General features: G+C 68.6%; 25 protein-coding genes. 12 read left to right on the top strand and 13 right to left on the bottom strand.

The features are described 5' to 3' along the window. Positions 1 to 1,512 (top strand): tripartite tricarboxylate transporter permease, encoded by a 1,512-nt coding sequence (locus BKA25_RS04710; RefSeq protein ID WP_069851812.1) that lies wholly within the window; start codon positions 1 to 3, stop codon positions 1,510 to 1,512. 109 nt (positions 1,513 to 1,621) lie between these two features. On the opposite strand, the gene recG is transcribed toward BKA25_RS04710, so the two are convergent. Continuing rightward, positions 1,622 to 3,835: an ATP-dependent DNA helicase RecG gene (gene recG, locus BKA25_RS04705; protein WP_069851813.1), complete on the bottom strand. Its 2,214-nt coding sequence runs from the start codon at positions 3,833 to 3,835 to the stop codon at positions 1,622 to 1,624. A 37-nt stretch (positions 3,836 to 3,872) separates the two neighbouring features. Then, positions 3,873 to 5,624, bottom strand: a complete 1,752-nt coding sequence (locus BKA25_RS04700) for a fatty acid kinase ATP-binding subunit FakA (protein WP_069851815.1) — start codon at positions 5,622 to 5,624, stop codon at positions 3,873 to 3,875. Positions 5,625 to 5,899: 275 nt separating this feature from the next. Between BKA25_RS04700 and rpmB the strand changes: the two genes are divergently transcribed. Then, positions 5,900 to 6,091 (top strand): 50S ribosomal protein L28, encoded by a 192-nt coding sequence (rpmB, locus tag BKA25_RS04695; RefSeq protein ID WP_069851817.1) that lies wholly within the window; start codon positions 5,900 to 5,902, stop codon positions 6,089 to 6,091. Positions 6,092 to 6,240: 149 nt separating this feature from the next. On the opposite strand, the gene BKA25_RS04690 is transcribed toward rpmB, so the two are convergent. From BKA25_RS04690 to BKA25_RS04670, 5 genes are all read right to left on the bottom strand, one after another. Next, on the bottom strand, positions 6,241 to 6,918 hold the full coding sequence (locus tag BKA25_RS04690) for a uracil-DNA glycosylase (protein ID WP_069851818.1): 678 nt from the start codon (positions 6,916 to 6,918) through the stop codon (positions 6,241 to 6,243). 181 nt (positions 6,919 to 7,099) lie between these two features. Next, on the bottom strand, positions 7,100 to 7,831 hold the full coding sequence (locus BKA25_RS04685) for a DUF2306 domain-containing protein (protein ID WP_069851820.1): 732 nt from the start codon (positions 7,829 to 7,831) through the stop codon (positions 7,100 to 7,102). Between the two features lie 326 nt (positions 7,832 to 8,157). Then, positions 8,158 to 8,682, bottom strand: a complete 525-nt coding sequence (locus tag BKA25_RS04680; RefSeq protein WP_069854025.1) for a gamma carbonic anhydrase family protein — start codon at positions 8,680 to 8,682, stop codon at positions 8,158 to 8,160. 95 nt (positions 8,683 to 8,777) lie between these two features. Next, the gene (locus BKA25_RS04675; protein ID WP_069851822.1) at positions 8,778 to 9,326 is read right to left on the bottom strand and encodes a GNAT family N-acetyltransferase; all 549 of its coding nucleotides are present in this window, start codon (positions 9,324 to 9,326) and stop codon (positions 8,778 to 8,780) included. A gap of 137 nt (positions 9,327 to 9,463) precedes the next feature. Then, positions 9,464 to 10,435, bottom strand: a complete 972-nt coding sequence (locus BKA25_RS04670) for a thiamine-phosphate kinase (RefSeq protein ID WP_069854026.1) — start codon at positions 10,433 to 10,435, stop codon at positions 9,464 to 9,466. Positions 10,436 to 10,537: 102 nt separating this feature from the next. Between BKA25_RS04670 and BKA25_RS04665 the strand changes: the two genes are divergently transcribed. The 6 genes from BKA25_RS04665 (at position 10,538) to BKA25_RS04640 (ending at position 15,199) form a co-directional block, all read left to right on the top strand. After that, on the top strand, positions 10,538 to 10,789 hold the full coding sequence (locus BKA25_RS04665) for an Lrp/AsnC family transcriptional regulator (protein WP_069851823.1): 252 nt from the start codon (positions 10,538 to 10,540) through the stop codon (positions 10,787 to 10,789). Between the two features lie 23 nt (positions 10,790 to 10,812). Then, positions 10,813 to 11,382, top strand: a complete 570-nt coding sequence (locus BKA25_RS04660; protein WP_069851825.1) for a DUF3515 domain-containing protein — start codon at positions 10,813 to 10,815, stop codon at positions 11,380 to 11,382. 726 nt (positions 11,383 to 12,108) lie between these two features. Beyond that, positions 12,109 to 12,507 (top strand): GntR family transcriptional regulator, encoded by a 399-nt coding sequence (locus BKA25_RS04655; protein ID WP_069854027.1) that lies wholly within the window; start codon positions 12,109 to 12,111, stop codon positions 12,505 to 12,507. Next, positions 12,504 to 13,409: an ABC transporter ATP-binding protein gene (locus BKA25_RS04650; RefSeq protein ID WP_069851826.1), complete on the top strand. Its 906-nt coding sequence runs from the start codon at positions 12,504 to 12,506 to the stop codon at positions 13,407 to 13,409. Before BKA25_RS04655 ends, BKA25_RS04650 begins: the two co-directional genes overlap by 4 nt. Further along, positions 13,406 to 14,146 carry an ABC-2 membrane transporter-related protein gene (locus tag BKA25_RS04645; protein WP_157421250.1) on the top strand — a complete coding sequence of 247 codons (741 nt, stop codon included), beginning with the start codon at positions 13,406 to 13,408 and terminating at the stop codon, positions 14,144 to 14,146. The genes BKA25_RS04650 and BKA25_RS04645 overlap by 4 nt, the downstream gene beginning before the upstream one ends. A gap of 129 nt (positions 14,147 to 14,275) precedes the next feature. Continuing rightward, positions 14,276 to 15,199, top strand: coding sequence for an ABC transporter permease (locus tag BKA25_RS04640; RefSeq protein ID WP_157421251.1), 924 nt, complete (start codon positions 14,276 to 14,278; stop codon positions 15,197 to 15,199). A 72-nt stretch (positions 15,200 to 15,271) separates the two neighbouring features. Here the strand turns inward: BKA25_RS04640 and BKA25_RS04635 are convergent, their stop codons facing one another. Both BKA25_RS04635 and pdxR read right to left on the bottom strand, forming a co-directional pair. Then, the gene (locus BKA25_RS04635; RefSeq protein ID WP_069851831.1) at positions 15,272 to 16,369 is read right to left on the bottom strand and encodes a D-alanine--D-alanine ligase family protein; all 1,098 of its coding nucleotides are present in this window, start codon (positions 16,367 to 16,369) and stop codon (positions 15,272 to 15,274) included. Between the two features lie 258 nt (positions 16,370 to 16,627). Then, positions 16,628 to 18,064, bottom strand: a complete 1,437-nt coding sequence (gene pdxR / locus BKA25_RS04630; protein WP_069851833.1) for a MocR-like pyridoxine biosynthesis transcription factor PdxR — start codon at positions 18,062 to 18,064, stop codon at positions 16,628 to 16,630. A gap of 69 nt (positions 18,065 to 18,133) precedes the next feature. Here pdxR and BKA25_RS04625 point away from each other — a divergent pair, with 69 nt between their 5' ends. After that, on the top strand, positions 18,134 to 18,802 hold the full coding sequence (locus BKA25_RS04625; protein WP_069851835.1) for a pyridoxamine 5'-phosphate oxidase family protein: 669 nt from the start codon (positions 18,134 to 18,136) through the stop codon (positions 18,800 to 18,802). Positions 18,803 to 18,821: 19 nt separating this feature from the next. Here BKA25_RS04625 and BKA25_RS04620 read toward each other — a convergent pair whose 3' ends face one another. From BKA25_RS04620 to BKA25_RS04605, 4 genes are all read right to left on the bottom strand, one after another. Continuing rightward, positions 18,822 to 19,313, bottom strand: coding sequence for a cysteine dioxygenase (locus tag BKA25_RS04620; protein ID WP_069851836.1), 492 nt, complete (start codon positions 19,311 to 19,313; stop codon positions 18,822 to 18,824). 315 nt (positions 19,314 to 19,628) lie between these two features. Then, complete coding sequence (locus BKA25_RS04615) at positions 19,629 to 20,759, bottom strand: cystathionine gamma-lyase (protein ID WP_221312925.1); 1,131 nt, start codon at positions 20,757 to 20,759, stop codon at positions 19,629 to 19,631. A 5-nt stretch (positions 20,760 to 20,764) separates the two neighbouring features. Beyond that, positions 20,765 to 21,751, bottom strand: a complete 987-nt coding sequence (locus BKA25_RS04610; RefSeq protein WP_084643811.1) for an NAD(P)H-dependent glycerol-3-phosphate dehydrogenase — start codon at positions 21,749 to 21,751, stop codon at positions 20,765 to 20,767. A gap of 67 nt (positions 21,752 to 21,818) precedes the next feature. After that, positions 21,819 to 22,628 carry a lysophospholipid acyltransferase family protein gene (locus BKA25_RS04605; protein WP_069854029.1) on the bottom strand — a complete coding sequence of 270 codons (810 nt, stop codon included), beginning with the start codon at positions 22,626 to 22,628 and terminating at the stop codon, positions 21,819 to 21,821. Between the two features lie 136 nt (positions 22,629 to 22,764). Here BKA25_RS04605 and cofC point away from each other — a divergent pair, with 136 nt between their 5' ends. The 3 genes from cofC (at position 22,765) to BKA25_RS04590 (ending at position 26,793) form a co-directional block, all read left to right on the top strand. After that, positions 22,765 to 23,427: a 2-phospho-L-lactate guanylyltransferase gene (gene cofC, locus BKA25_RS04600; RefSeq protein WP_236750375.1), complete on the top strand. Its 663-nt coding sequence runs from the start codon at positions 22,765 to 22,767 to the stop codon at positions 23,425 to 23,427. Between the two features lie 124 nt (positions 23,428 to 23,551). Continuing rightward, entirely contained in the window at positions 23,552 to 25,780 is a 2,229-nt protein-coding gene (locus BKA25_RS04595) for an RNA degradosome polyphosphate kinase (protein ID WP_084643355.1), read from the top strand. Positions 25,781 to 25,821: 41 nt separating this feature from the next. Continuing rightward, entirely contained in the window at positions 25,822 to 26,793 is a 972-nt protein-coding gene (locus tag BKA25_RS04590) for an NUDIX hydrolase (RefSeq protein WP_069851840.1), read from the top strand. Positions 26,794 to 26,797: the final 4 nt, after the last annotated feature.

The following is a 26,797-nucleotide window of genomic DNA, read 5'->3' as shown; positions in this document are numbered from 1 at the left end:
ATGGACCAGCTCGGACTGCTCCTCGATGGCTTCGCCTCGGCGATGACCCCCGGCCACCTGCTGTGGGCGTTGCTGGGCGTCACCATCGGCACGGCCGTCGGCGTCCTGCCCGGTATCGGGCCCGCGCTGACCGTCGCGCTGTTGCTCCCCATCACCTTCCGTCTGGAACCCGCCAGCGCGCTGATCCTCTTCGCGGGCATCTACTACGGCGGCATGTACGGCGGATCGACGACCTCGATCCTGCTCAACACCCCCGGCGAGAGTGCGTCGATCGTCTCGGCGCTGGAGGGCAACAAGATGGCCCGCGCAGGCCGCGCCGCCGCCGCGCTGGCCACGGCCGCCCTCGGCAGCTTCGTCGCGGGCACCATCGGCACCCTCGCACTGACCTTCCTGGCCCCGGTGGTCGCCGACTTCGCGACGACCTTCGGCCCGCCGGAGTACGTGGCCCTGATGGCTGTCGCGTTCATCACCGTCAGCGCCCTGCTGGGACCCAACCTCCTCAAAGGACTCGCGGCCCTGCTCGTCGGCCTGACCATCGGATTGATCGGCATCGATTCGCAGACCGGTCAACCACGGCTCACCTTCGGCGTCGACGCCCTGTTGGACGGCATCGACGTCGTGATCGTCGTCGTGGCGTTGTTCGCCCTCAGCGAGGCATTCGGGCATCTGCTGACCGGCAGCGGCCACACCACCGTGCAACCGCTGCGCGACCGTGCGGTGCTCACCCGATCGGATTTCCGCCGGTCCTGGCCAGCCTGGTTACGCGGCACGGCGCTCGGCTTCCCGATCGGCAGTCTGCCCGCAGGCGGCGCGGAGGTACCGACCTTCCTCAGCTACAGCATGGAGAAGCGGCTCACCAAACATCCCAAGGAGTTCGGCCACGGCGCGATCGAGGGCGTGGCAGGTCCGGAGGCCGCCAACAATGCCGCGGCCGCAGGCGTGCTGGTGCCGCTGTTGACCATCGGGCTGCCCACCTCGGCGACCGCCGCAGTGATCCTCACGGCCTTCCAGTCCTACGGACTCCAACCGGGCCCGCAGCTGTTCAGCGAGTCGGGTCCGCTGGTGTGGACGCTCATCGCCAGTCTCTACATCGGCAACGTGATGCTGCTCGTGCTGAACCTGCCGTTGGTGCGGCTGTGGGCGCGACTGCTCACCATCCCGGCGTACGGCATCTACGCGGGCGTGCTGGTGTTCGCCACCCTCGGCGCCTTCGCGGCGGGCGGCACCACGACCGATCTGCTGGTGCTGTGCGGGTTGGGTCTGCTCGGATTGTTGATGCGGCAGGCCGATATCCCGGTGGCACCCGCCGTGGTCGGGCTGATCCTGGGACCGCTGGCCGAACAACAGCTGCGAAGAGCGTTGACCCTGTCCGAGGGCGACCCGTCGATCCTGGTGTCCGGTCCGATCACCGTCACCCTGTGGGCCGTGGTGGCGTTGGCCCTGGTCACCTCGATCGCAGCGCCGCTGCTGCGACGGCGACGCGTCGCCCGCGACGCCGTGCACAACGGCTGAGCGGCCGGTGTCCCGTCGGTGGTCTCGACGACCGCCGACGGGACACCGCGCAATCTTCTCGACGGTGGGCCGATCCGAATCGGCCTCGGTGACCGGTGCCCGACCCCGCTCACGTCTTCTGCAGATACTCCGCGCGGTCCTCGTCGACCAGATCCGCCACCATCCCCGCCAGGCCGGGGTGTTCGCTCAGCGACGGATCGGCCGCGACGAGTTTGTCGGCGCGCTCCCTGGCCTGGGCGATGACGTCCTCGTCGTCGAGCAGCGAGAGCAGCCGCAGCCCAGACCGTTTGCCGGACTGGGCCGCGCCGAGGATGTCGCCCTCCCGGCGTAGTTCGAGGTCGAGCCTGGCCAGTTCGAAACCGTCGGTGGTGCCGGCCACCGCATCGAGCCGCTGCATGGTCGTCGTGCCCGCTGGCGCGTCGGTGACCAGCAGACACAGCCCCGGCGCGCTGCCTCGACCGACCCGGCCCCGCAACTGGTGCAACTGGCTGACCCCGAACCGATCCGCATCCATGATCACCATCGCGGTCGCGTTCGGCACGTTCACGCCCACCTCGACGACGGTGGTGGCGACCAGCACATCCACCTCGCCTGCGCCGAAGGCCCGCATCACGGTGTCCTTCTCGTCCGAGGGCAGCTTCCCGTGCAACATCGCCACCCGCAGTCCCCGCAACGGCCCCTCGGCCAGTTCCGGCGCCACATCGAAGACGGCCAGCGGTGGGCGACGATCCGAGCTTTCGTTGCCGGTGGGCGGCGGCTCGACGTCCTCCCCGGAGGAGCTCTGATCACCGATCCTCGGGCACACCACATATGCCTGGTGACCTGCGGCGACCTCTTCCTTGATCCGCTGCCAGACCCGATCCAGCCACGCGGGTTTCTCCGCGACCGGGACCACGGTGCTCTTGATGGGCGACCGGCCCCTGGGCAGTTCGCGTAGCGCGGAGACCTCCAGGTCGCCGTACACCGTCATCGCGACCGTCCGGGGAATCGGCGTCGCCGTCATCACCAGGACGTGTGGGCTGATCTGCGAGCCCGCCCTGGCTCGCAGGGCATCCCGCTGCTCGACACCGAAGCGGTGCTGCTCATCGACGACAACCATGCCGAGGTCGGCGAACTCCACCTTGTCCTGGATGAGGGCATGGGTTCCGACGACGATCCCCGCCTCGCCGGAGACGACCTCCAGCATCGCCTTGCGTCGCTGGGCCGCCCCCATCGAACCCGTCAGCAGGGTGATTCGCGTGGCGTGATCGGGCGCGCCGAACTCGCCCGCCGTCGCGAGTTCGCCGAGCAGTTCGGCCAGGGACCGGGCGTGCTGCGCGGCCAGCACCTCGGTGGGCGCCAACATCGCCGCCTGTCTGCCCGCGTCGACGACCTGCAGCATCGCGCGCAGCGCCACCACGGTCTTCCCGGAACCCACCTCGCCCTGCACCAACCGGTTCATCGGGTGCTCGCGGGAGACATCGCGGCTCACCACGGCGCCGATCGTCTGCTGTCCCTCGGTCAGGGCGAACGGGATGCGCTGGTCGAAGTCGTCCAGGATGCCGCCGGAGCGAGGCGGGCACGCCGGGGCGGGCCGGGCGTCCGCCGCCTGCCTACGCTGGGCGAGCGCTAGTTGCACCGACAGCGCCTCGTCCCACTTCAAGCGTTCCCGGGCGGCGTCGACGGCGGCCCAGTCGACCGGGAGATGGATGTCGCGCAGGGCCTGGGTCAGATCGGCGACGCCGAGTTGATCGCGTAGCTCCCCGGACAGCGGATCCTCCGCGCCGTCCCAGGTGTCGAGCACCTGACGCACGCAGCGGGCGATCGACCAGGACGGCAGGCCCTGGGCAGCCGGATACACCGGGATGAGGGCCGAGGTGAACTCGGTGACCACCGAGCTGCCGCCCGCCGCGTCACCCTGGTTCTGCTCCATCTCCGGTTCGATGAGCTGGTACTCGGGATTGGCGAGTTGCAGCTGTCCGCGATAGGCGGTGATCTTGCCTGCGAACAGTCCCTTCTTACCCGGGATCAGTTCGCGTTCACGCCAAGCCTGGTTGAAGAAGGTGCAGTTCAGTCCACGTCTACCGTCGGTGATGCGCACTTCGAGGATGCTGCCCCGGCGCGATCGCATGCTGCGTTTGGCGACCCGCTGCACCTCGGCCAGCACCGTGGCGTGCTCGCCGATCTCCAGACCGGCGATCTCGGTCAGCTCACCGCGCTCGGCGTACCGGCGTGGATAGTGCCGTAGCAACTCGCCGACCGTGTGCAGGTTCAGCGCGTTCTCCAAGGCGTCGGCGGTCTTGCCACCGAGGACCGGGGTCAGCGGGTCCGTCCAGTCAGTCATGCTGATGGGCCCCCGCTCGGGTCGGGATCGGTTCCATTCACTCCACTCCCAGCAACAACACGGTGGCGGGCAGCTCGCCGTCGAAGGAGGTCAGGTCCACCTCCGGGTGAGCACGGCGGAGCCGCTCGGACAGGGCCGTGAGCAGCCCGTCTGGTGCGTCCGCGCCCAGCAGGATGGTGACCAGCTCGCCGCCGACAGACAGCATCCGATCAAGAAGGTCTGACGCTGTCCGGATCGGGTCCGCACCGATGATCACCACCTCGCCGTCGATCAGACCGAGCGCATCGCCGGGTTCGCACCTCCCGACCCAGGTCAGGGCGGTGTTGTCCGCTATCACCACCTCGCCTCTGCGGGTGGCGGCGGCAGCCTCGGCCATCGCGACGCAGTCCGCCGCCGGTCGGCGGCGCGGATCGTGCACGGCCAGGGCGGCCAGACCCTGCACCGGGGACAGGACGGGGACGACCACCACGTCCTGGCCGCCATCGCGGGCCAGGCCCGCGGCCTGTTCGGCGATGTCGAGCGACGCGGGCCCGTCGGGCAGCAGGCAGACGTGTCGCGCCCGGGTGTCTCGGATGACGGCCAACAGCTCGGCCATTCGGTCGGTGCCCGGTTCGGGATCCGGTTGCAGCACCGAGGCGCCCTCCTCGGAGAGAAGCTCGGCCAGTGGCGCGCTGCCCGCCATCGCCACCACGGCCCGCAGGTTGCTCGGCGCGGCAGGGCTCTTGATCGGTGGCGAGCAGGATCTGAGCTGGTCGGCCGGTGCTCCCACGGCGGTGGGATCGGCCTGCGTGGGATCGGCCTGACGGGGACCGGTCGGGCTCGGTCCCTCCGAGGGCGAGGCGGCGTCGGCGAACCGCAGCACCCTGATGTCGTGCGGCCTGCCGCGTTGGACGCCGGCCTCGATGGCGAAACCGATGTCGTCGCAGTGCACATGGACCGACCACAGACCGGCGCCGTCGCCTGCCACCGATACCGAGTCGCCGAGCTCGTCGAGGATGCCGCGCAGCTCGTCGGCCCGGTCGGCATCCGTGTCGGACAGCAGGTACATCACCTCGTAGGCGGGACCGGACGCGCCGGCCACCTCGCCCGCGGCCGTTGCAGAAGGCGGCTCGGCCGCCGGTCCGCCTGCGGTGCCACCGGTCGCGGCCCTGGTGCCCGTGTCGCGATCCGATCCGCCGCCCACCACCGAGGACAGCGCCTCCAACAGCACGACCAGGCCCCGACCGCCCGCGTCCACGACCCCGGCCCTGGCCAGCACCGCCAGCTGGTCCGGGGTCCGGTCGAGGGCTCGCTCCGCAGCATCGAGGGCGGCGGCGGCCACCACGGGCAGCGAGTCGGACTCGGTCTCCCCGGCCGCCTGCGCGGCGGCGTGCAGCACGGACAGCACCGTGCCGGGAACCGGTCGCGCGACGGCGGCCGTGGCCAGTTCGTCCGCGCGGGACAGTGCGGCCCGCAACGCCACGCCGGTGAACGAGGACGCGCCCTGCACCGTCTCGGCGAGGCCCCGCAACACCTGGGAGAGGATGACCCCCGAGTTGCCCCTGGCCCCGGTCAGCGCGCCCTTGGCCAGGGCACTGATCGCACCGCCCACCGCAGAGGTGACCTCGGCGGGCGCACGTCGCAGCGAGTCCAAGGCCGATCGCATGGTGTGCAGCAGGTTGCTGCCGGTATCGGCATCCGCGACCGGGTAGACGTTGATCCGGTCGATCTCCTCGCGGTTGGCCTCCAGATCGGCCACGCAGGTATCGGCCCATCGGCTGACCGCATCGGCGTCCAATGCCTGCAACACCAACCGTCTCCTGTCGCCTCGGGGTCGTCGCGGTCCGCTCGCGAGGCCGGATCAACGTCTCGATGTCCGCTAGCTCGTCATAGTGCGGACCCGCCTGTGCCAGCAGGCCGGGTGCTCGGATAACACTACCGCCGGCACCCGGTTTGGAACCGGGATGCACAAGCGGCTACCCTTTCGAAGTCGCCCGGCCGGCCCGGGCTCTCATGTCGGCGTCTTGGTGCCCGTCCGTGGCACTGGATGCCCGTGATTGATCACAAACGTAAGGGGTGACTGACGTGGCTGCCGTCTGCGACGTCTGCGCAAAGGGGCCGGGCTTCGGCAAGTCTGTCTCGCACTCGCACCGCCGTACCAACCGGCGGTGGAACCCGAACATTCAGACCGTGCACGCCAAGATCGGTCTGTCCCAGCGCAAGCGCATGAACGTGTGCACCTCCTGCCTCAAGGCAGGCAAGGTCGTCCGAGGCTGACACCACGCCGTAGGCGCCTTCGGGGCACAAGCACCGAGCGAAGCCCGGGGAGAATCTCTCCTCGGGCTTTCTGCTGTGTTGGCGACGCCCCTCGAAGCGAGGAACCCCCGCTCCGACTCGGGAACGGGGGTTCGGCACGCAAGGAGTGGTCAGGGCAGCTTCCAGTCGACCGGCTGACCGCCCTGCTCAGCCAGCAGCGCGTTGGCACGGCTGAACGGACGAGAACCGAAGAATCCGCCGCGCGCGGCCATCGGGCTGGGGTGCGCCGACTCGATACAGGGCACGCCCGGCATCAACGGCGCCAGATTGCGGGCATTGCGCCCCCACAGGATGGAGACCAACGGGCCGCCTCGGGCGGCGAGGGCCTTGATCGCCTGCTCGGTGACGGCCTCCCAGCCCTTGCCCTTGTGCGAGTCGGACTTCCCGGTCTGCAGGGTGAGCACGCGGTTGAGCAGCAGCACGCCATGGTCGGCCCACGGAGTGAGGTCCCCCGTCGCGGGTATCGGATGCCCCAGATCCTCCGAGTACTCCTTGAAGATGTTGACCAGGCTCGGCGGCAGCGGCCGGACATCGGGCGCCACCGAGAAGCTGAAGCCGACGGCATGGCCGGGCCGGGGATACGGGTCCTGCCCGACGATCAACACCCGCACGTCGTCGAACGGCTGGGTGAAGGCCCGGAGTACGTGTTCTCCCGCAGGCAGATAGGTGCGGCCCGCCGCGATCTCGGCGCGCAGGAAGTCGCCCATGCTCGCGATCTGCTCGGCCACCGGCTCCATTGCCTTGGCCCAGCCGGGTTCCATGATTTCCGTCAAAGGACGTGCGGTCACGGAAAGCGACAATAGCGATCCCTACCGACAGGTGATCGAGTAACCCCATCGCAGTGCGCCGCGACAGTCGGTGGCGCTTCGTAGGCATCGCTGGCCGAACCGGCCCGAACCAGGGTGAGCCCCCCCTGCTCGGGTCTCCCCGGCTGTTGGACGCGCCCGGCGCACACCTCGGCCGGTTCGCTCAGGCCCGCTGTCCCGCCGTCGCGCCCACGACCGCCACGGCGGTCGGTCCGCTGTCCTCGGCGTCGGCACGCCCATGCCGAGCTCGCGGGCGCAGCGTCCGCTGCACGATGAAGTACTCGGCCACCAACGCATTGAGCACGAACGAGGTCCAGGCGCTCGCGGTGTAGACCTCGGAGAAGGTCAGGGACGGGAATGCCCCCTGCAGCAGGAGACCGACGCCGAGGTAGACCCGCAGCGTCACGGCGGCGAAGGTGAGCGCGTAGTTGCGGATCATCCAGGTGCGATGCAGTGCCACCTCGCCCCGGCGGATCGCCCGGTACGCCTGTACCCCGGTGTAGGTCCACGCGGCGGCCAGGATGACGAACGCCATCTGCGCGGCAAGGCCGCTGATCGAGAAGACCGCTGCGACCAGGCTGGCGAGCGCCGCCCAGACAACACAGACCAGGTAGACGCGGCCCGCGATTCGATGCAGCTTCGGATAACGGGCTCGCAGTCCTCCGACGAACTGGAACGGGCCGATGATCAGCGCCAGGCCACCCGGGACCGCATGCACGATGATCGAGAGATAGTGCGCCGCGACATCCGGATTCAACGACATCGTGCTGTCGGTGGGGTCGCCGGTCAGATAAGGCGGCACGGCGAGACCGGAGGTGGCGATGGCGGTGGCGGCCAGCAGGCTCCAGAGGACCCACCAGGTCCGGCGGCGGATGGTCTTCGGCACGGCGTTCATTAGAAATCCTCATCTTTGAAGTGAGTAATCACTATCAATTGCGGAAAAGGATCCCACCCAGTGATCGGAAACCACTCGAAGGCCATTTCCCAGGCGCGCCGTACCGCGAGCGGACTCGAACAGCGAGTGCGAGTGCGGGCGCGACCCGGTCACACACGCGCCGCACGGTATTCGGCCAGGACTGGCGACGATCGCATCCCCTGCCGCCGCTGCGCTGCGGGCGAGAATGCTCACCACCCATTCCCCCAGCGCGATCAACTCGGGCAACGAGTGAGCCGTTCAGGGGCACAAGCAGGCGCAGGCGGCCTACCCGACTCGGCGAGATGTCAGCCGTCGAGCCTGCGCAGTCCCGTCTTGTACCGCAGGCCGTTGGCGACATAGCGGTCCACGTTGCCCTGCCACGCGCCCTCGGGAACCTGGTAGCCCTCCCGGATCCGGGCGGGCACGCCCAGCGCCATCGCACGGGCCGGGATCCTCGTGCCGAAGGCAACGACCGCGCCCGCACCGACCACCGCCCCCTCCTCGACCACGACGCCGTTGAGCACTACGGACCCCGAACCGATCAGGCAGTGGTCGGCCACCGTCGCGCCCTCGACGTGGACGGCGTGGCCGAGCACGCAGTCCGAGCCGATCACGGTGGCGTGCTGTTCGGTGCAATGAATGATCGAGCCATCCTGCACGCTGGTTCGCTCGCCGACCTCGATGAATCCGTAGTCCCCACGCAACACGGCCTGCGGCCAGACCGTGGAGTTCGCCCCGATGACGACCCGACCGATCACCGTCGCATCCGGATGGACGTAGGCATCCGGATGGATACGTGGCTCCCACTCGTCCAGCGCGTAGATCGCCATCGGCGGTTCCTCCTCATCGTGGGGGCACACCGGCCGCAGCCGGTCGAGTCGCACACGGCCTTCGGAGTCGATCGACGCCCGAAGCCGCCGATCAACTAATTTCGAACGGCCTCCGCGATGGCGGTCTCGCCGGCCGCCGGACCCGGTGTCGCCACAGCGTCGAGGACCTTGCCGAAGCACAGACTCCGCACGTCATCGCGGTAGTGGCCGTACTTCGGCAGCGGGTGGTAGCCCGACGAGCCGTACAGCGCGACCGCCTCCGGCTGCGCGTCGCCCGTCTCCAGGATGATGCGTCGATAACCGGCGTCTGCGGCCGCCTGTTCCAGGAAGGCCAGGGTGCGGCGGGCCAGCCCACGGCCGCGAAAGCCCTCGGCCACATACATCCGCTTCAACTCGACGTCCCCGGTCCGCAGATGGCCGTCGTCCATCCCGTCCTCGCCGACGACCACTCGACGCCAGCCGCCGGTGGCCACCGGCCTGCCGTCGAGATAGCCGATCACGAAGAGCCCGTGCGGCGGTGCGAACTGCTCGGGGGCTACCGGCGTGGCGTCCTCGTCGCCATAGCGCTGCACGTACTCCTGCTGCACCTCGGCGATCAACCGCTCCGAGTCCGGGTGGTCGAAGGGAGTGATGCGCAGATCCATGCTGGGCAGGCTACTGACCAGGTGCGGCGCCGAGCCAGCGGTTGTGGGCAGTCGCTCAGCTCGATTTCGACGCGGCACGGCCTCGGCCGCCGCGGCCGCAACAGGCGGATTCGGACCTTCCGGACGATACGGTGCGCTCAGCCCGGATGCCGCCAGTGTTCCCAGCCGGTGGGCCCGTCGTAGATGCGGCCGTCGACGGTGATCAGGCTGCCGGTGTTGACCGTGCCGATCGCCCGCCACTCGGCGGGCAGCACCGCCTCGGCCGGAAAGGTCGCGGCCAGAGCGTGATCCTCGCCACCGGTCAACACCCAGTGCAGGGGGTCCGCGCCCAGAGCCGAGGCGACGTCCACCAACCGCTGGTGCACCTCCAGGCGGTCACTCCACACATCGATGGACACCGCAGAGGCCTCCGCGATATGACCGAGGTCGGCCAGTAATCCGTCCGACACGTCGATCATCGCGGTGGCGCCGGCATCGGCCGCCTCCGGTCCGGCCGCATAGGGCGGGGTGGGCACCCGTTGGGCGGCGACGACCGCTCCCGGGGACCGGAATCCCCGGCCCAGCACGGCCAGTCCCGCTGCCGCCCAGCCCAGTCTGCCGCAGACGGCGACGACGTCACCGGGTCTGGCGCCCGACCGCGTCACGGCAGGCCTGCCCATCAGGTCGCCGAGGGCGGTCACCGAGATCATGATCTGGTGCGCGGTCGCCATGTCACCGCCGACCAGGCCGACTCCGACCGAGCCCGCCTCCTCCCACATCCCCGCGCTCAGGCCGTCGACCACCTCGGTCGGTGTGTCCGAGGGGCAGGCCATCCCGACCAGCAGGCCGGTGGGCGTGGCGCCCATCGCCGCGATGTCGGCGAGGTTGACCGCGATCGATTTGCGGCCGATCTGGTGTGGGTTGGACCAGTCCAGTCGGAAGTGCACTCCCTCGACGAGGATGTCGGTGCTCGCCACCACCCGGCCGTCCGAGGCGGCCACGACGGCGGCGTCATCGCCGGGCCCGAGCAGCGTCGCATCGGATTGTGGTCGCCCTGCCGTGATGCGTTCGATGAGTCCGAACTCGCCGAGTCCGGCGACCGTGTCCCGCTCCGCCGGCTCCGGGTGCAAATGGACCTCCAATGGTCTGAGTCCCTAATACTTCACCAACTGGGGTACTTTGCTGCTCACGTTCCTACCCCGAGCAGACCCGTCCAGACGAAGGGGCACGCCGTGGTCCAGGCATACATCCTGATCCAAACAGAGGTCGGCAAGGCAGCTGCGGTGGCTGCCGAGATCAGCAGCATTCCCGGTGTCACCACCGCAGAGGACGTCACCGGTCCCTACGACGTCATCGTGCGCGCTGAGTCGTCCTCTGTCGATGAGTTGGGCCGACTTGTCGTCACCAGGGTTCAGAACGTGGCGGGCATCACTCGCACGCTGACCTGCCCGGTGGTTCGGCTTGCCTCCAAGGACAGCGACTAATCCGGTCGTGATGTCATGAGGAAATGACCGAAGCAGATCCGGGGAAGGCCCCACGGCCGCTGGTCGTGGCGGCGATCGGACTCCCTCTCGCATTGGCGGTGGCCGTCGGGGTGCTGGCGCTCAATGCACCGGAGGAGAGTTCGATCGACGCTGCGACACCAGCGGTCGACCGCACCGGTCCGCTGCCGTTGGTCGAGGTACCGGCCGAAGACGCCGAGTCGGCCGAGTGTGAGTCGCTCACGGCCGCACTTCCCGAGGAGCTGTCCTCCGGAGACCAGACGCTGAACCGACGCGAGCTGATGGACCCGGCACCGGTCGGGGCGGCCGCGTGGGGCAACGCGGAGCACGATCCGGTGGTGCTGCGTTGCGGCCTCGGGACCCCCGCCGAGCTGACGTCGACCTCGGCATTGGTGGACGTGTCCGGCGTGCAGTGGCTGGAGATCCGAGGTGAGGGTTCGACGACCTGGACCGCCGTGGACCGGCCGGTCAGCGTTGCGTTGACCACACCCGACGGCACGGGCAGCGGCGCCTTGCAGGGCGCCTCCGCCGCGATCGGCGAGGCACTGCCCGCCGTGGAGATCGAGATCAACTGAGGTAGCCGCCGCATTCGAGACGCGATCGAGTGCATCCACGCTGACGCCGCACGGTCAGGGCAGCCATCGGTAGAGTCCGCGCGTTTCTCCGGCCTGCGTGCCAGGTGCCGCACATCGCCGGCCGGACTCCCCTCAGCCTTCTCGCGGCATGGCCTGCCGCCCGGCCACCTCGGCCACCTCGGCCACCTCGGCCACCTCGGCCACCGAACCATCCGACGGTGACCCCACCCGCCGGATCCAGCGATTTCCATGTCGCCATCCATCCGATGACCTGGGCATCTCGCCTTCTCGGCTCTCGCCCTCACTCCCCCGTTGCGCACCCCCTTCCCAAGCACGTCGGGCCGTAAGTACTATTTACCTACGATGCTAGGTAAATAGGTTGATCGGGGAGATCGTGGTCCGCTTCGAGATAGGTGGCAGCTCACTGCCGGACCGGTCACGGTCAGCAGGCCGCGCGAGCCGGGTCGAACAGACCCGGCGCACGGCGATCGGGCTGGCGGTGGTCTGCCTCGCAGGCAGCTGGCTACTGGCAGCCGCCGTACCCGACCTGAGACAACCTGTGTCCCGGGATCCTCGGGGGTATCCCGGGGCGCCTAGCTCGGATGGCTCCACCGACACGCGGTACCAGCGTCACCTCGGGCGTGCGGTGGACCCGTCAGCCATCGCCCGAGGTTTCCGTGACCACCGGCCACAACAGATCCGGCCGCCAGGCCAATGGGATTCGCAATGATCCATTTCAGAGTCAGCCCCAGTTCGGGGGTGCCGCCCTATCTCCAACTCGTCCACCAGGTCGAGCAGGGGATCGCTCTCGGCTACCTGAACCGGGGAGACCAACTTCCGACTGTCAAGGGGGTGGCGCGCATGTTGGCGATCAATCCGAACACGGTGCTCAAGGCCTACCGCGAGCTGGAGAACAAAGGTCTCGTCCAGGGCAGGCCCGGTCGCGGGACCTTCGTCTCCGCCGAAGCCGAGAACCCGTTGCCGGAGGGCAGCCACGACGAACTCCGCCGGACGCTCGCAGAGTGGATCCGCAGTGCCCGCGCGGCAGGTCTGGACGCCGATCGAATGACCGGGCTGTTCAACACGGTGCTGCACGAGAGTGACCCGAAGGAGAAAGCAGAATGACCACCGTCGTCGAGGCCACCGGGCTGAGCAAGAAGTTCCGAGGTACCTGGGCACTACGCGATGTCGATCTCACCGTGCCCAAGGGCGCCGTGCTCGGGCTGGTCGGGCCGAACGGCGCGGGCAAGACCACCCTGATGAACCTGATCGTCGATCTACTGGAGCCCACCAGCGGCGAACTGTCGTTGTTCGGCCAGCCGGTCAAGCATCCCGAGCTGCGGGAACGCGTCGGATATCTGGCCCAGGATCACCCGCTGTACCGCGACTTCACCATCGCCGAGATGTTGCGAGCGGGCCGCACCCTGAACAAGCGGTGGGATCAGGAATGGGCTCAGTCCCGGGTCGATACGCTGGGACTGCCGCAGCGCAAACGAATCCGGGCTCTGTCCGGCGGCCAGCAGGCTCAGATCGCCTTGACCGTTGCCCTAGCGGCGAAACCCGATTTGTTGGTGCTCGACGAGCCCGTCGCGGCGATGGACCCGCTGGCCCGCCGCGAGTTCATGGGCGTGCTCATGGAGGAGGTCGCCGAACGGGAGACCACGGTGATCCTCTCCTCCCATGTCGTCTCCGAACTGGAACGGGCCTGCGATCACATCGCCGTCCTCACCGGCGGAAGTATCCGGGTCGCGGCCTCGGTGGAGGAATTGCTGGCCGAGCACGTGCTGATCACCTGCAGCCGGAACGAAGCCGACCGACTGGGTGACATCCATCAATTGATCGACCGCACAGACGACGAGCAACACACCACGGCGCTGCTCCGGGTCGGCACATCCGGTGAGCTGTCCGTCGGATCGGACGAGCAGTCAGGTCCGGCTCAGCAGGCTCGACCGAGCTTGGAAGAACTGGTCATCGGCTACCTCCGTGGCAAGGACACGGCCGTCGCCACCGGGCGGGGGAGCGAATGAGCTGGCTCACGTGGCGGGCCCATCGGGGCACGCTGCTTATCGGAACGGCTTTCCTGGTGGGGCTCGGCATGATGTATGGCGGCCTCGCGGCCGTGCTGCGCATCCTGTATCCCGACGGCGACATCGGCGTCTGCGCGCTCGTGCCCGCGCACGACGCCCCGTCCCAGTGCAGCGGGAGCGGCTTCGCGCAACTGGTGAACTCCACTGCCGCCGATGTCTTCTCCGCCTCGGAACTGCTCGGGCCGATCATTCCCCTGGTCATCGGGAGTTTCCTCGCCGCGTCGATCACCGCACAGGAGTTCCGAAGCGGTACCGCGCGGTGGGCCATCACCCAGGGCATCAGCCGAGATCGATGGCTGGTCGGGTTGGTGTCGACGGTGTTGGCCTTCGCCGCAGCAGGTCTCGTGGTGTTCGAAACCGGCTACCTGCTCTGGCGGTCCGTATTGGGTTTGGATGTCGCAGGACCCATCGGACCGATGACCTTCGGACTCGGCCCTGTCGAGATGGGGGCGAAGGTCCTGCTCGCGATCGGAATCGGTCTACTGATGGGCACGGCCGTGCGCAGCCCCGCTCCTGCGGTCGCGCTGTCCTCCACCGCGTGGATCGCGGCGATGACCCTCATCGAACAACTCGGGCCCTACCGATCGGTATTCATCGTCCAGATCGGCGTGCTGACCGCGCTGTCCGTGTTGGTTTTTCTCGGAGTCCGCGGATTGGTTGCTCGCCGGACAGTATGACCGCGCCCGTTCGAGACTCGGGTTACTTCCTAACGCTATCGACCTATCAGCACCGGCACGTTCCCGGCAGAGCCGAGTCGGGACTCTCTTTCCGATCGAATAGACAACAGCAGTTGGGAGAACCCGACGATGTTTTGGCTCGTTTGGCGACGAAATCGTGTCGCCCTGATCTCCCTGGTGGTATTGAGTGGATTAATCGCACTCGCCCACTTCATCGTGGCGACGCGCCCATCCTCTGTACCTTCGCCCCCTTCGCACGATCTGGTTGGCATTCTGGGCTCGTTCGTACGGGGTATCAGCGGATTGACACCCATGTTACCCGGGTTCATGGCAGCCCTGGTTGGCGGAACGCTGTTGGCCAAGGAGCTGAACAGCGGCACACATCGCTTCCTCTTCACTCAGCAGAACTCTCGAAACCGTTGGTTCATCACCGGAACCGCCACTGTGTTGATCGCCGTCGCGGTGATGTCCGTGCCGTTATCCCTGGCTCTGACGTCCGTTACGGATCAGATCTCAGTCGATCGGGGCTTCGGCTACTTCAGTCAGGACATCCTGGCGATGCCCGCGACGGCAGTATTCGTCACAAGCTTCGCCATGTTGATCGGCGCGGCCACGAAACGAGAGATCGTCGGCGTGGTCAGCGGACCGGTCATCGGATGGGGCACTTGGTTGCTCTTCAACAACATCTTGCGGCCCACCTACGCGACTCCATTGAGCACTACGGACCATCCCATTCGAGTGGACAGTGATAACGATGGATTTCGCGAAACGATCGACACGTCGGTTTGGCTAGTCGACCAGGAGCTGCGAGATATCGAGAGCAAAGAGGTGTTATCCAATGCCGAAATGTCGCAGCGGTACGGTGAATTCTATGCCGAAAACGGTACGTCAGCCGAATTCGTGCCTAGCGATCAGGGCCTAGAGTGGGTCTACCACTATCACCCCTACGATAGATACTGGTCATTCCAGTTCATCGAGACGGGAATTCTACTCGGGCTCACCGCGCTCTGTCTCGGCGCGGCCTTCTGGGTGGTGAATCGCAGGACCGGCTGAGCCGACAGCCACGGTCGGCGCGGATCGAGTTACGCCCGTCGGGGGCGATCCGCGCCGACCCTTCTCATCGACTCAGCGCAGCCCCGTACCCCTGGCCACCGCCGTCTCGACCATGGTCTGCAACAGGGTCGGGTAGTCCAGGCCGGTGACGGCCCACATCTTGGGGAACATCGAGATCGGGGTGAAGCCCGGCATGGTGTTGACCTCGTTGACGATCACCTCGCCCGCCTCGGTCACGAAGAAGTCCACCCTGGCCAGTCCCTGACAGTCCAAGCCCTCGAAGGCCGTGATCGCGGCGGCGCGCAGCCGCTCGGTGACCTCGTCGTCGAGCTTGGCCGGGATGTCGAACTCGCAGAACTCGTCGAGGTACTTGGCGTCGAAGTCGTACCAGTCGGCGGCGCCGTCGACGATGCGGATCTCCGAGGGCAACGATGCCTCGACGCGACCGTCCGGGAACTCCAGCACGCCGCACTCGACCTCGCGCCCCACCACCGCGCTCTCGATGATGACCTTCGGGTCGCTCTGCCTGGCCAGCTCGATGGCGGCGGGCAGCGCGGCCCACTCGGTGACCTTGGTGATACCGATGGACGAACCGGCCCTGGCCGGCTTGACGAAGACGGGCAGGCCCAGTCGATCCCGCTGCGCCGCATCCAAGGTCTCCTGTCCTCGGCGCAGGATCTCGTAGGTGCCCACCGAGAGACCGGCCGCGCCGAGCAGCTTCTTGGTGAACTCCTTGTCGATGGCGGCGGCGCTGGCCAACACGCCCGCCCCGACGTAGGGCAACCCGGCCATCTCCAGCATGCCCTGCAAGGTGCCGTCCTCGCCGTAGGCCCCGTGCAGGACGGGGAAGACGACGTCGACGGAGTTCAGCACCTCGCCCTCGCTGCCCTGCTCCAACGAGATCAGGGTCTGCCGCGTCGGGTCGGCGGGCAGGACCAGCGCTGCGGCCGAGGCGTCCACCGAGGGCAGTTCGCGGCCACGAATCTCCAACTCGGCGACGTCGGAAGCACCGACCACCCATTTCCCGTCCTGGCTGATGCCCACCGGCACCACCTCGTAGCGCTCGGGATCCAGATTCGCCAGCACACTCGCGGCCGAGGAACACGAAATGGCGTGTTCCGTGCTCCGACCGCCGAAGACGACCGCCACTCGTGTTCTCCGCTCCGTCATGGTCCGTGACCCTACCGGCCCAGCCGCTCCCTCGATCGGCGCAGCAGTGCCTGCGGACAGGCCTCGCCCGAGGACCCCCTCGATCTGGTGAACGCCGCGTGGCTGGACCGGTGTCCTGACTCCGATTCACTCCCGGACGGCCGCACTACCGAAGGTGATCAACACGCACCCGAATGACCGCTGATCAGCCATTCCGGTTGCCGACCGCCGTGCCCCCGACCGACCAGGCCAGGTCCCGCCGAGGCCGCGATGCCGCTCTTAGCCGCCGGTCCGCGCTTGTTCCCGGACGAAGAGGTCGACGATCATCGGCAGCGCCCGGTCGAGTTCCGATGTGGAGCACGCCGCATAGCCCAACGGCACGCCGAATCGCAACGGTGTCTGTTGGTAGTGCCGGGCGAGACCGTCGATCAGCAGGCCTGCCTCCGCGGCCTCGGCGGCGACCCGCTGCTCTGCTTCCACCGAGGTGAGCGGGATGACCACATGGGCACCCGCCTCGTCGCCGAGTACCTCGATGCCGCGTTCACCCAGTGCGCGCACCACCCGGAGCCGCCGCGACGCCAGTTCACGTCGCATCCGCCTGAGATGTCTGCCGAGATCGCCGTGCCTGGCCAACTCGACGAACACCCGCTGCCCGGCGGCGGGCGGCCCGGAGCCACCGAGGTCCCGATAGTTCTGGACCGCGTCGAGGACCCGGCGCGGCGCCACCATCCAACCGGTGCCGAGCGTGGGGGTGAGGATCTTGCTCGTGGTGCCCAGATGCACCACGACGTCCGGTCCGAGCACCGCGAGCAGGGGCAGCGGCGCCACATCGAACCGCAGTTCGCCGTCGTAGTCGTCCTCGATGACCAGGAAATCCCGTTGCCGGGCCAGGCGGATCAACGCCACCCGACGCTCGGCGGGCAGTCTGCCGCCCAGGGGGTACTGGTGGGCGGGCGAGCAGTAGACCGCGCGAACCCCGTCGGGAATCTCCTCGACCAGCAGGCCCTCGGTGTCCACCGGGGCGGGCACCACCTCGATCCCCGCCGCGCGGAACGCGCCGACCGCCCGCTGATAACCGGGATCCTCCACCGCCACCCGGTCACCGGGACGGAAGACCGAGGAGGCCAGTTCCGCCACCGCCGCAGTGGAGCCCGCCGTGGCCAGGACCGCCTCCACCGGCGAGGAATGCTCATCGGACCGCCGGACGGACAGTCCTCGATGACGAAGCAGATGCTCGACGATGGCCGCCCGATAGTCGGGCAGACCGGCCCGCTGCGGTCGCACCAGTGGCGGCGCGTCCGCGGCGACCCGCCACGCCCGACGCCAGGCCGCCCGATCCAGGCCGTGCACCCAGGGCGCCCCCGGGGTCATGTCCAGTTGCGGACGATCGCGCTCCGGCGGCCGCGCCGACGGCTCCCCCCGCTGCGCCGCGCCGGGAGGACTCGTGGTCACGAAGGTGCCGGAGCCATGACGTCCCACGATCCAGCCCTCGGCGTGCAGCTGCTCGTACGCCGCCGCCGTCACCGTCCTACTGACCCGCAGCGAACTCGCCAGACTTCGGGTGGAGGGCAGCCGATCGCCCGCCCGCAGCACCCCCGAGCCTGCCGCCGCGCGGAAGGCATCGGCCAGCTGAACCGCCAGCGGGATCGCCGAAGTCCGGTCCAGGTCGACCGGGATCTCGGCGACCGGACCGCCCCTGGCTCGCGAGGAGATCATCAAGTGGCCCTTCGATTTCCCTGACAAATGGCTCTCGAAGAATGCCATTCTGCCCCGGAAGCTAGGAACATGACTGATGTGGAGTACCCGGGCGCACCGTTGTCCCCCACTGATCGCAGCACCATACGACGCGGTAAGCAGCGGGCCGCAACAGAGCGCGGCGCACTGTACGAGGTTCTCGACGCCGGGCTGCTGTGTCATCTCGGCGTGTCCACCGACTCCGGCCCGCTGGTCCTACCCACCTGTTACGGCCGCGACGGCGACACCCTCTACCTGCACGGCTCGACGGGAGCCGCCAGCCTGCGCAGCCTGGCGGCGGGTGGGCCCGCCTGCGTGACCGTCACCCATCTCGACGGCGTCGTCTATGCCCGCTCCGTCTTCCACCACAGCGCGAACTACCGCTCGGCGGTTATCCAGGGCTCGGCCGTGGTGTTGACCGACGACACCGAGCGTCTGCATGGATTGCGGGTGATGACGGAGAACCTCGCCCCCGGTTCCTGGGAGGAGAGCCGCCCACCCACCGCGCGGGAACTCGCCGCCACCATCGTGTTGGCCATGGACCTGCACGAGGCGTCGGTGAAGGTACGGACCGGCCCACCGGTGGACGACGACGAGGACGTGGCGGCAGGCGAGCACTGGGCCGGGGTGCTGCCGTTGAGCCAGGTCTGGGGCGCCCCGCAGCCGTGCCCGCTGCTGCCGTCCGACACCGTGGTCCCGGAACGCGTCAGCCAACGCTGAGCCTGCCGCGTAAGCCGGACTACCAGCGACGACGTCCGGTACGTCGCAATCCGGTGGCCTCGTGGACGTACTCGTTCATCTCCCGCCGCTCCCGCCGGTAGACGTGAACGCTCACCGCCGGGTCGGGCCCCTCGTTGCTGACCTCGTGCACGTAGTCGGGCCCGAAGACCCGGGAGGCCCCCGCGCTCAACGGCTGGATCACCTCGATCCGCTCGGCGTGCCCGTCACGCCGAGCGACTCGCTCGGTCAGGATGCCGTTGACCACGGTGAAGGCGCCGATCGCCCCGCCGTGATCGTGCAACGCGGTGCGCTGACCCGGCAGCCAGCTCAGCAACCAGACCTCGTGGTGCTCGGTGCGTGCCAGCAGGCCTGCCCAGCGCTGATCGGGGTCGTAGCGCAGCAGTGGGGCCCAGCTTGCCCGGTCCGCAGCGGTGGCCATGGCGACCCGGACCGGGTGCGCAGCAGCCTGTTGCGAGGGCAGGACGACGGTGTTGGGCGGAACGGCGAACATGGTCGATCCTCGGGAGGGTGTCGAGTGCGATGGGCCGCGCACAGCAGCCACCGGAGCCGGCGGCAAGCCGGGAGGGGATGACGGAGCGCGGCAGGTCAGGGCGAGACGCTCAGCACGGACAACAGTGCGCGCCCACGGCTCGACGGAGGATGAGACCTCTCGCGGCGTGATCAGAATGCGCGGACATGACCCGACCGTATGACGTGGTCGGACACGGGTCAACCGAGGAACCAGCGGGTGGGAACCAAACCCACCCGACCGGGTGAAATGCCCTCGACGAGACCTTGAACGCGCCCACCCACCGGCGGATTCGACTCAGGCGGCCAGCGCCGCCAACACGTCGGCCACCAGGTCGGCGGGGTCCTCACAGCCTGCGGAGAACCGGACGAAGCCCGGCGGAACCTGATCTCCCCAGCGTGCCCGCCGATCCACGGTCGAATGCACCCCGCCGAAACTGGTCGCCTCCACCACGAGCCTGCTCGCGGCGACGAATCGATCGAAGGCGGCCGCATCGGCCAACTCGAAACGCAGCACCCCGCCGAAGCGGCGCATCTGTCGGCGAGCCAAGGCATGCGCCGGGTCCGAGGCCAGTCCCGGCCAACGGAGATTGCGCACCGAGGGGTGGTCGAGCAGGGCCGTGGCCAGCGCGGCGGCGTTCTCCGCCTGCCTGGCCAGCCGGAGATCCAAGGTGCTGAGACTGCGGTGGGCCAACCACGATTCGAACGGGCCCGCGATCGCGCCGCTCAGGGTGCGGGCATCGCGCAACCGCTGCGCCAGGCCAGCATCGCGGGTGGAGATGTGACCCAACACCAGATCGCTGTGTCCCGTGAGGGCCTTGGCGTCGCTGGCCACCACGATGTCGGCGCCCAGTTCCAACGGACGCTGTCCCAGCGGGCTCGCCGTGGTGTTGTCCACCGCGACCATGGCACCGGCCGCGTGGGCCGAGGCACTGAGTTCGGCGATGTCGCACACCTCCAGACCCGGATTCGACGGCGTCTCCAACAGCACGAGCGCCGCGCCCCGGAACACCTCCTCGGTCCAGGGCCCGGTGGTCGCGACCTCACGGACCGACACCCCGCGCGAGGACAACTCGGCGGCGGCGAACGAACGGGTCGCGTAGTAGCCGTCGGACGGAATCACCAGACCGCCCCGGGCCGCCGCATCCCGCAGCAGCGCCGAGATCGCGGCCATCCCCGAGGGGAACAGCACGCATTCGCCGCCGTCGAGATCCCCGATGGCCGACTCCAGCACCCGCCAGGTCGGATTGCCCGCCCTGCCATAGAAGTCCGCGCCCGTCGCCGGATCCGGGCTCGAATCGGCGGCGGGCTCCGGCCCGAGGTGGTACGGGGCGGCGAAGACCGGGCCCGGGGTCAGCGGGGCTCCCCGCGACGGCGCCGACTCACCCGCGTGCACACAACGGGTTCCGTCGCCCCAGTCCGGATCCAGCTCGCTCACGACCACTCCGCCTTCCTAGCTCTGCCCAGTAGCTGGGCCGCCATCACCCGGGGCGACAGCCCTTGGTGGCAGACCCGGTAGACGCTGTCGGTGATGGGCATCTCGACACCGTTGCGCGCCGCCAACTCCCGAATGGACGCGCAGGACTTCACTCCCTCGGCCACCTGGCCGTTGGTCGCCGCCTGCGCATCGGTGAGGCTGTCCCCGCGTCCCATCCTGGCCCCGAAGGTCCGGTTTCGGGACAGCGGAGAGGAGCAGGTCGCGACCAGGTCGCCGAGTCCGGCCAGGCCCGCGAAGGTCAGCGGGTCGGCACCGAGGGTGGCGCCGAGGCGCGCGGTCTCGGCCAGCCCTCTGGTGATCAGCGTCGCCGTGGTGTTGTCGCCGAAGCCGAGGCCGTCGGCCATGCCGCAGGCCAGGGCGATGACGTTCTTACAGGCGCCGCCCAGCTCGCAGCCGATCACGTCGGTGTTGGTGTACGGGCGGAAGTAGTTGGTCGAGCAGGCGTGTTGCAGTGCCTCGGCCCGATCCACATCGCTGCAGGCGATCACGGTCGCGGTGGGCTGCTCGGCGCCGACCTCCTTGGCCAGGTTCGGGCCGGACAGGACGGCGACCTGGTCGGCGGGCACCGCCAAGGCATCGGCGATGACCTCGCTCATCCGATTGAGACTGCCCAGTTCGACGCCCTTGGCCGTGGAGACCAGGGTCGCTCCGGTGGGCAGCAGCGATCGCCACGCGGCGAGGTTCTCCCGCAGCGTCTGGCTCGGCACCGCGAGCACCACGGCGTCGGCGCCGGTCAAGGCCGCTGCGGCATCGCTGGTCGCGGTGAGGTTGTCGGGCAGGATGACGTCGGGCAGGTAGCCGCCATTGCGATGCTGCCGGGTGATCTCCTCGGCGACGGCCGCCCGTCGGGACCACAGCACCACGTCACGACCCGCATCCGCCATCACCTTGGCGAAAGCGGTACCCCAGGAACCGGATCCCATGACCGCGACTCGACCGATCGACTGCACCACGCGTACCACTCCTAGCAGATCAGCAGCGAGCCGAGGATCAGGATGAGCCCGGGTTGGTGTCTCGCTCGGACTCCGAACGGTCGAGGTCGCCGTGCTCCGGCCGGACCCGACCACGGTTCACGTAGAAGCTCGTGGGCGCAGGCTCCTGCCTGACCTCGGCCAGTAAGTCCCGCACCGACCCCATCACGACGTCGGTCACCTCCCGCAGCAACGGGGCATCGCGACGGCGATCCGCATACGCGGTCAGGTCGAGCGGCTCGCCAAGCCGCACCCGGATCTGCTTGCGACCGAAGGGCCGGAACTTGCGTTTGTGGTAGTCGAAGACGTGCTGGGTCCCCCAGTTGACCGCCGGGATGACCGGGACCTCCGCATCGAGCGCCAGCCGGGCGACACCGGTCCTGGACTGCATCGGCCACAGCTCCGGATCCCTGGTGACCGTGCCCTCCGGGAAGATCACGACGATCTTGCCGCTGCGAAGCGCCTGCAGCGCCGCGTCGAGACTCTGCTGTGCCTCGCCACTGCCCCGATACACCGGGATCTGCCCCGAGCTGCGCAGCAGGGTGCCCACCACCGGGATCTTCCACAGGCTGTGCTTGGCCATGAAACGCGGCACCCGCTTGGCGCTGTGCACGACGACCGCGTCGTACACCGGGTCGATCTCGGAGATGTGGTTGAACACCAACAGCGCTCCGCCCGTGGCCGGGATCCGTTCGCGGTTCTCGAGGCTGCGCCTGCCCGCCATCATGCTGAACGGGTGGAATACCGATGCGGCGAAACCGACCCAGAATCCGCCGCGCTCACGGCGGCGCGGCACACTGGCCGTCCGTTCTGCGTCATTGCTGGTCACCGCAGTCCTCCTGGCTCGATCGACGGGGATCCGAGTCTCGAGAGTCTTACCCCGATCCCACAACGCGTCGGCACCGGGGTCCATCGAGTGGGGTCCGAAGATCCGGCCGATCGCCGCATCCAGCAGGATAGGGGGTGTGTGCACCGGAGTGGACCTGCTGGTTCCGGTCAAGATGCTGCACGCGGCGAAGTCCCGGCTTCTCGGGGCCGCCGATGACGGCGTCGGCAACCCGGAACGACACGCACAATTGGTGGTCGCGTTGTTGCTCGACACCCTGACCGCCGCCCGCGCGGCCGAGGGCGTGCGCAGGGTGATCGCGGTGACCTCGGATCTGACCGTCTCGGCGGCCGTGCGAGCCGAGGGCCTCACGGTGCTCGCCGAACCACCCTCGGGCGGGCTGAACGCGGCGCTGCAGCATGGGAGCACCCAGCTGTTGAGCGGTGACCCCACCGTGCGGGTGGGTGCGCTACAGGCCGACCTGCCCGCGCTGCGCAGCGAGGACCTCGCCGAGGCGTTGGCACAGGCAGGCGACCGGCGGGCCTTCTGCGCCGATCGGCAGGGCACCGGAACGACGATGCTGATCGCGGCACCGGGTTCCCCACTGCTACCCGGATTCGGTGTCGGCTCCGCCGAGCGGCATGCGGCTTCCGGCGCGGTCCAGGTCGGCACGGATCGACCGACGCTGCGCTGCGACGTCGACACCGAGGACGATCTACGCGCGGCGGCGGGCCTCGGACTCGGTGAGAACACCAGGGCGGTGCTGGCCCAGTACCGCCGCTGCGACCGACATGCCTGCTGAGGGCGGTCACCCACCGACGTAGGGACCGTCACCGGTTGGACCAGTGAAACTGGTCCGATCTTCACTTGCCGTTGGTACTCGAGGACACACCGAAGACACCTGATCTGGGCGACAATGGGGTGTTGTGAGCACCCCACCGAGCGGCGAACGGCAGCCTCGCCCCCGTAATCCGAGGCCTGCCCGGCGTAGCAGGCCCACGGCGAACGCCACCGCCTCGGGAAGCATCAAGCTTCCCGAGGGCCTGCGCGGCTATCCCCAGGCTCCGCCCGCCGCGACCGCAGCCGTGGGCCCGCTCGACGACCTGCCCGAGGACCGTTATCTGAACCGGGAACTGTCCTGGCTGGATTTCAACGCCAGGGTGCTCGCGCTGGCCGAGGACGCCTCGCAACCGCTGTTGGAGCGGGCGAAGTTCCTGTCGATCTTCGCCTCGAACCTTGACGAGTTCTACATGGTCCGGGTGGCGGGTTTGAAGCGGCGGGACGAGACGGGGCTGTCGGTGCGCAGCGCCGACGGACTGTCCCCCAGGGAACAGCTCGCCCGCATCGCCATGCGCACCCAGGAGTTGGCCGAACAGCACGCCAGGGCGTTCCTCGACGACGTCCGGCCCGCGTTGGCCAAGATGGACGTGCAGGTCCTCACCTGGGACGAGCTGGCCACCGAGGACCAGGAGCGGCTCTCGGAGTACTTCGCGGAGCAGGTCTTCCCGGTGCTGACGCCACTGGCGGTCGACCCGGCGCACCCGTTCCCCTATATCTCGGGTCTGTCGCTGAACCTGGCGGTGACCGTCCGCGATCCGCAGGGCGGCACGCCGCGATTCGCGCGGGTCAAGGTCCCGGACAACGTGCCCCGGCTGGTGCGGACCGGACCGAATCGGCCCACCGAATCGGCCACCTTCCTCCCGTTGGAGGAGTTGATCGCCGCCCACCTCGACAAGCTGTTCGCGGGCATGGAGATCATCGAGCACCATGTCTTCCGGGTGACCCGCAACGCCGACCTGGAGGTCGAGGAGGACCGGGACGAGGACCTGCTCCAGGCGATGGAACGCGAACTGGCCCGCCGTCGATTCGGCCCGCCGGTTCGCCTCGAGGTCGCCGACACCATGAGCGAGCACATGCTCGAACTGCTGTTGCGCGAACTCGACGTCGATCCCGGCGACGTGGTGGAACTGCCCGGGCTGCTCGATCTGTCCTGTCTGAGCCAGCTGTACGCGGTGGACCGCCCACAACTCAAGGACGCGCCGTTCGTTCCGGCGACGCACCCGGCCTTCGGCGAGGGCGAGACGCCGAAGAGCGTGTTCGCCACGCTGCGCGACGGCGACATCCTGGTGCACCATCCCTACGACTCCTTCTCGACCAGCGTGCAGCGCTTCGTGGAACAGGCCGCAGCCGATCCGAAGGTGCTCGCGATCAAGCAGACGCTGTACCGCACCTCCGGTGACTCACCGATCGTCGACGCACTCATCGACGCCGCCGAGGCGGGCAAACAGGTGGTCGCGCTGGTCGAGCTCAAGGCCCGTTTCGACGAGCAGGCCAACATCAAGTGGGCCAGGGCGCTGGAACGCGCGGGCGTCCACGTCGTCTACGGCCTGGTCGGTTTGAAGACGCACTGCAAGACCGCGCTGGTGGTCCGGCAGGAGGGCTCCACCATCCGCCGGTACTGCCACATCGGCACCGGCAACTACCACCCGAAGACCGCCAGGATCTACGAGGACATCGGCCTTTTCACCGCGGACCCCGCCATCGGCGCCGACCTCACCGACCTCTTCAACACCCTGACGGGCTACGCCCGGCAGAACTCCTACCGCAGCATCCTCGTCGCTCCCTATGGAATTCGCCGAGGCATCGTCCGCCGGATCGAGGACGAGATCGTCAAGGCCGGTCGGGGCGAGGTCTGCGGCATCCGGTTCAAGGTGAACTCGCTGGTCGACGAGCAGGTCATCGATGCCCTCTATCGCGCATCTCGGGCAGGCGTGCCGGTGGATGTCGTGGTCAGGGGCATCTGCGCGCTCAAACCAGGAGTGCCGGGACTCTCGGAGAACATCCGAGTCCGGTCCATCCTGGGCCGCTTCCTCGAACACTCCCGCATCTTCCATTTCGTCGGTGCGGCCGAGCACTGGATCGGCAGCGCGGACATGATGCACCGAAATCTGGACCGACGGATCGAAGCCCAGGTCAGGGTCGCCTCGCCACGCCTGGTCGCCCAGATCGACGCGATGTTCGACTCGGCGTTGAATCCCGCCACCCGCTGCTGGGTACTCGGACGGGACGGAGCGTGGTCTCCGTCGCCCAAGTCGGGGGACGAGGTCCGCGACCACCAGGCAGAACTGCTTCGCACGCACGGCGCCAATGACTGACGGCAACGAGGTCGGTCGACCGGGATCGTCGGGGGGAAAGCATGTCTGAAGCGACGGATGACACGACGTCGGATCCGGAGCGTCCCAAGCGCATCCAGGCATCCGGTGCCGTCCTCTGGCGCACGGGCGCCACGCAGGCGGAGCCCGAGGTGGCTCTGGTGCATCGGCCGCGCTACGACGACTGGTCGCTGCCCAAGGGCAAGGCCAGGCCCGGTGAGACCCGTCATGCCGCCGCGGTGCGCGAGGTGGCCGAGGAGACGGGCGTACGCCCGGTGCTGAATCGGCTGCTCGGCGAGGTCGCGTACACACTGCCCGCTTCCGTACCGGGCGGCCCGCTGCGCAAGACGGTCCGCTACTACGCGGCGAAAGAGGTCACGGAGGCCGCCGAGCGTCCGGCCGACGACGAGGTCGACCAGGTGAGCTGGTTTCCGCTTTCGGAAGCAGCCGACCGACTCAGCTATCCACATGACCGGGTCATTCTGCGACGTTTCGCCGAACTGCCCGCGGATACCCGTACCCTCCTGCTCGTCCGGCACGCCAAGGCCGGACGTCGCTCGGATTGGGCGGGGCCGGACGGGCTGCGCCCGCTGAGCGAGGCCGGTCGTCGACAGGCGAGCGCACTGAGTCAGGTATTGCCGTTGTTCGGCCCCGACCAGGTCTTCTCCGCGCCGAGGACACGATGCAGGCAGACCGTGGAACAGACGGCGGCCGTGCTGGGGCTCACGGTGCACGACGAGCCGCTGTTGTCCGAGGAGGAATACCCGAGCGACCCGGACCGGACCCACCATCGCCTGCTGGAATTGCTCTCCAGCTCACCGACGACGCTGCTGTGCAGCCAGGGAGCCGTGATCCCGGGGGTCGTGCGCTGGCTGGGGGAACAGACGGCCGATGGTGTCAACCCGGTGCCCGAGGACCCGCCGAACAAGAAGGGCAGCCTCTGGGTGTTGTCCTTCCACCCGACCCGGCCGGAGCTGATGGGCGTCGAACACATCTCGAGCGCCGAGGACTGGTGATGAG

Source organism: Actinoalloteichus hymeniacidonis, assembly GCF_014203365.1.
GTDB lineage: Bacteria > Actinomycetota > Actinomycetes > Mycobacteriales > Pseudonocardiaceae > Actinoalloteichus_A > Actinoalloteichus_A hymeniacidonis.
The sequence above is the reverse complement of the archived record's forward strand: the minus strand, read 5'-3'. Positions and strand labels throughout refer to the sequence as shown.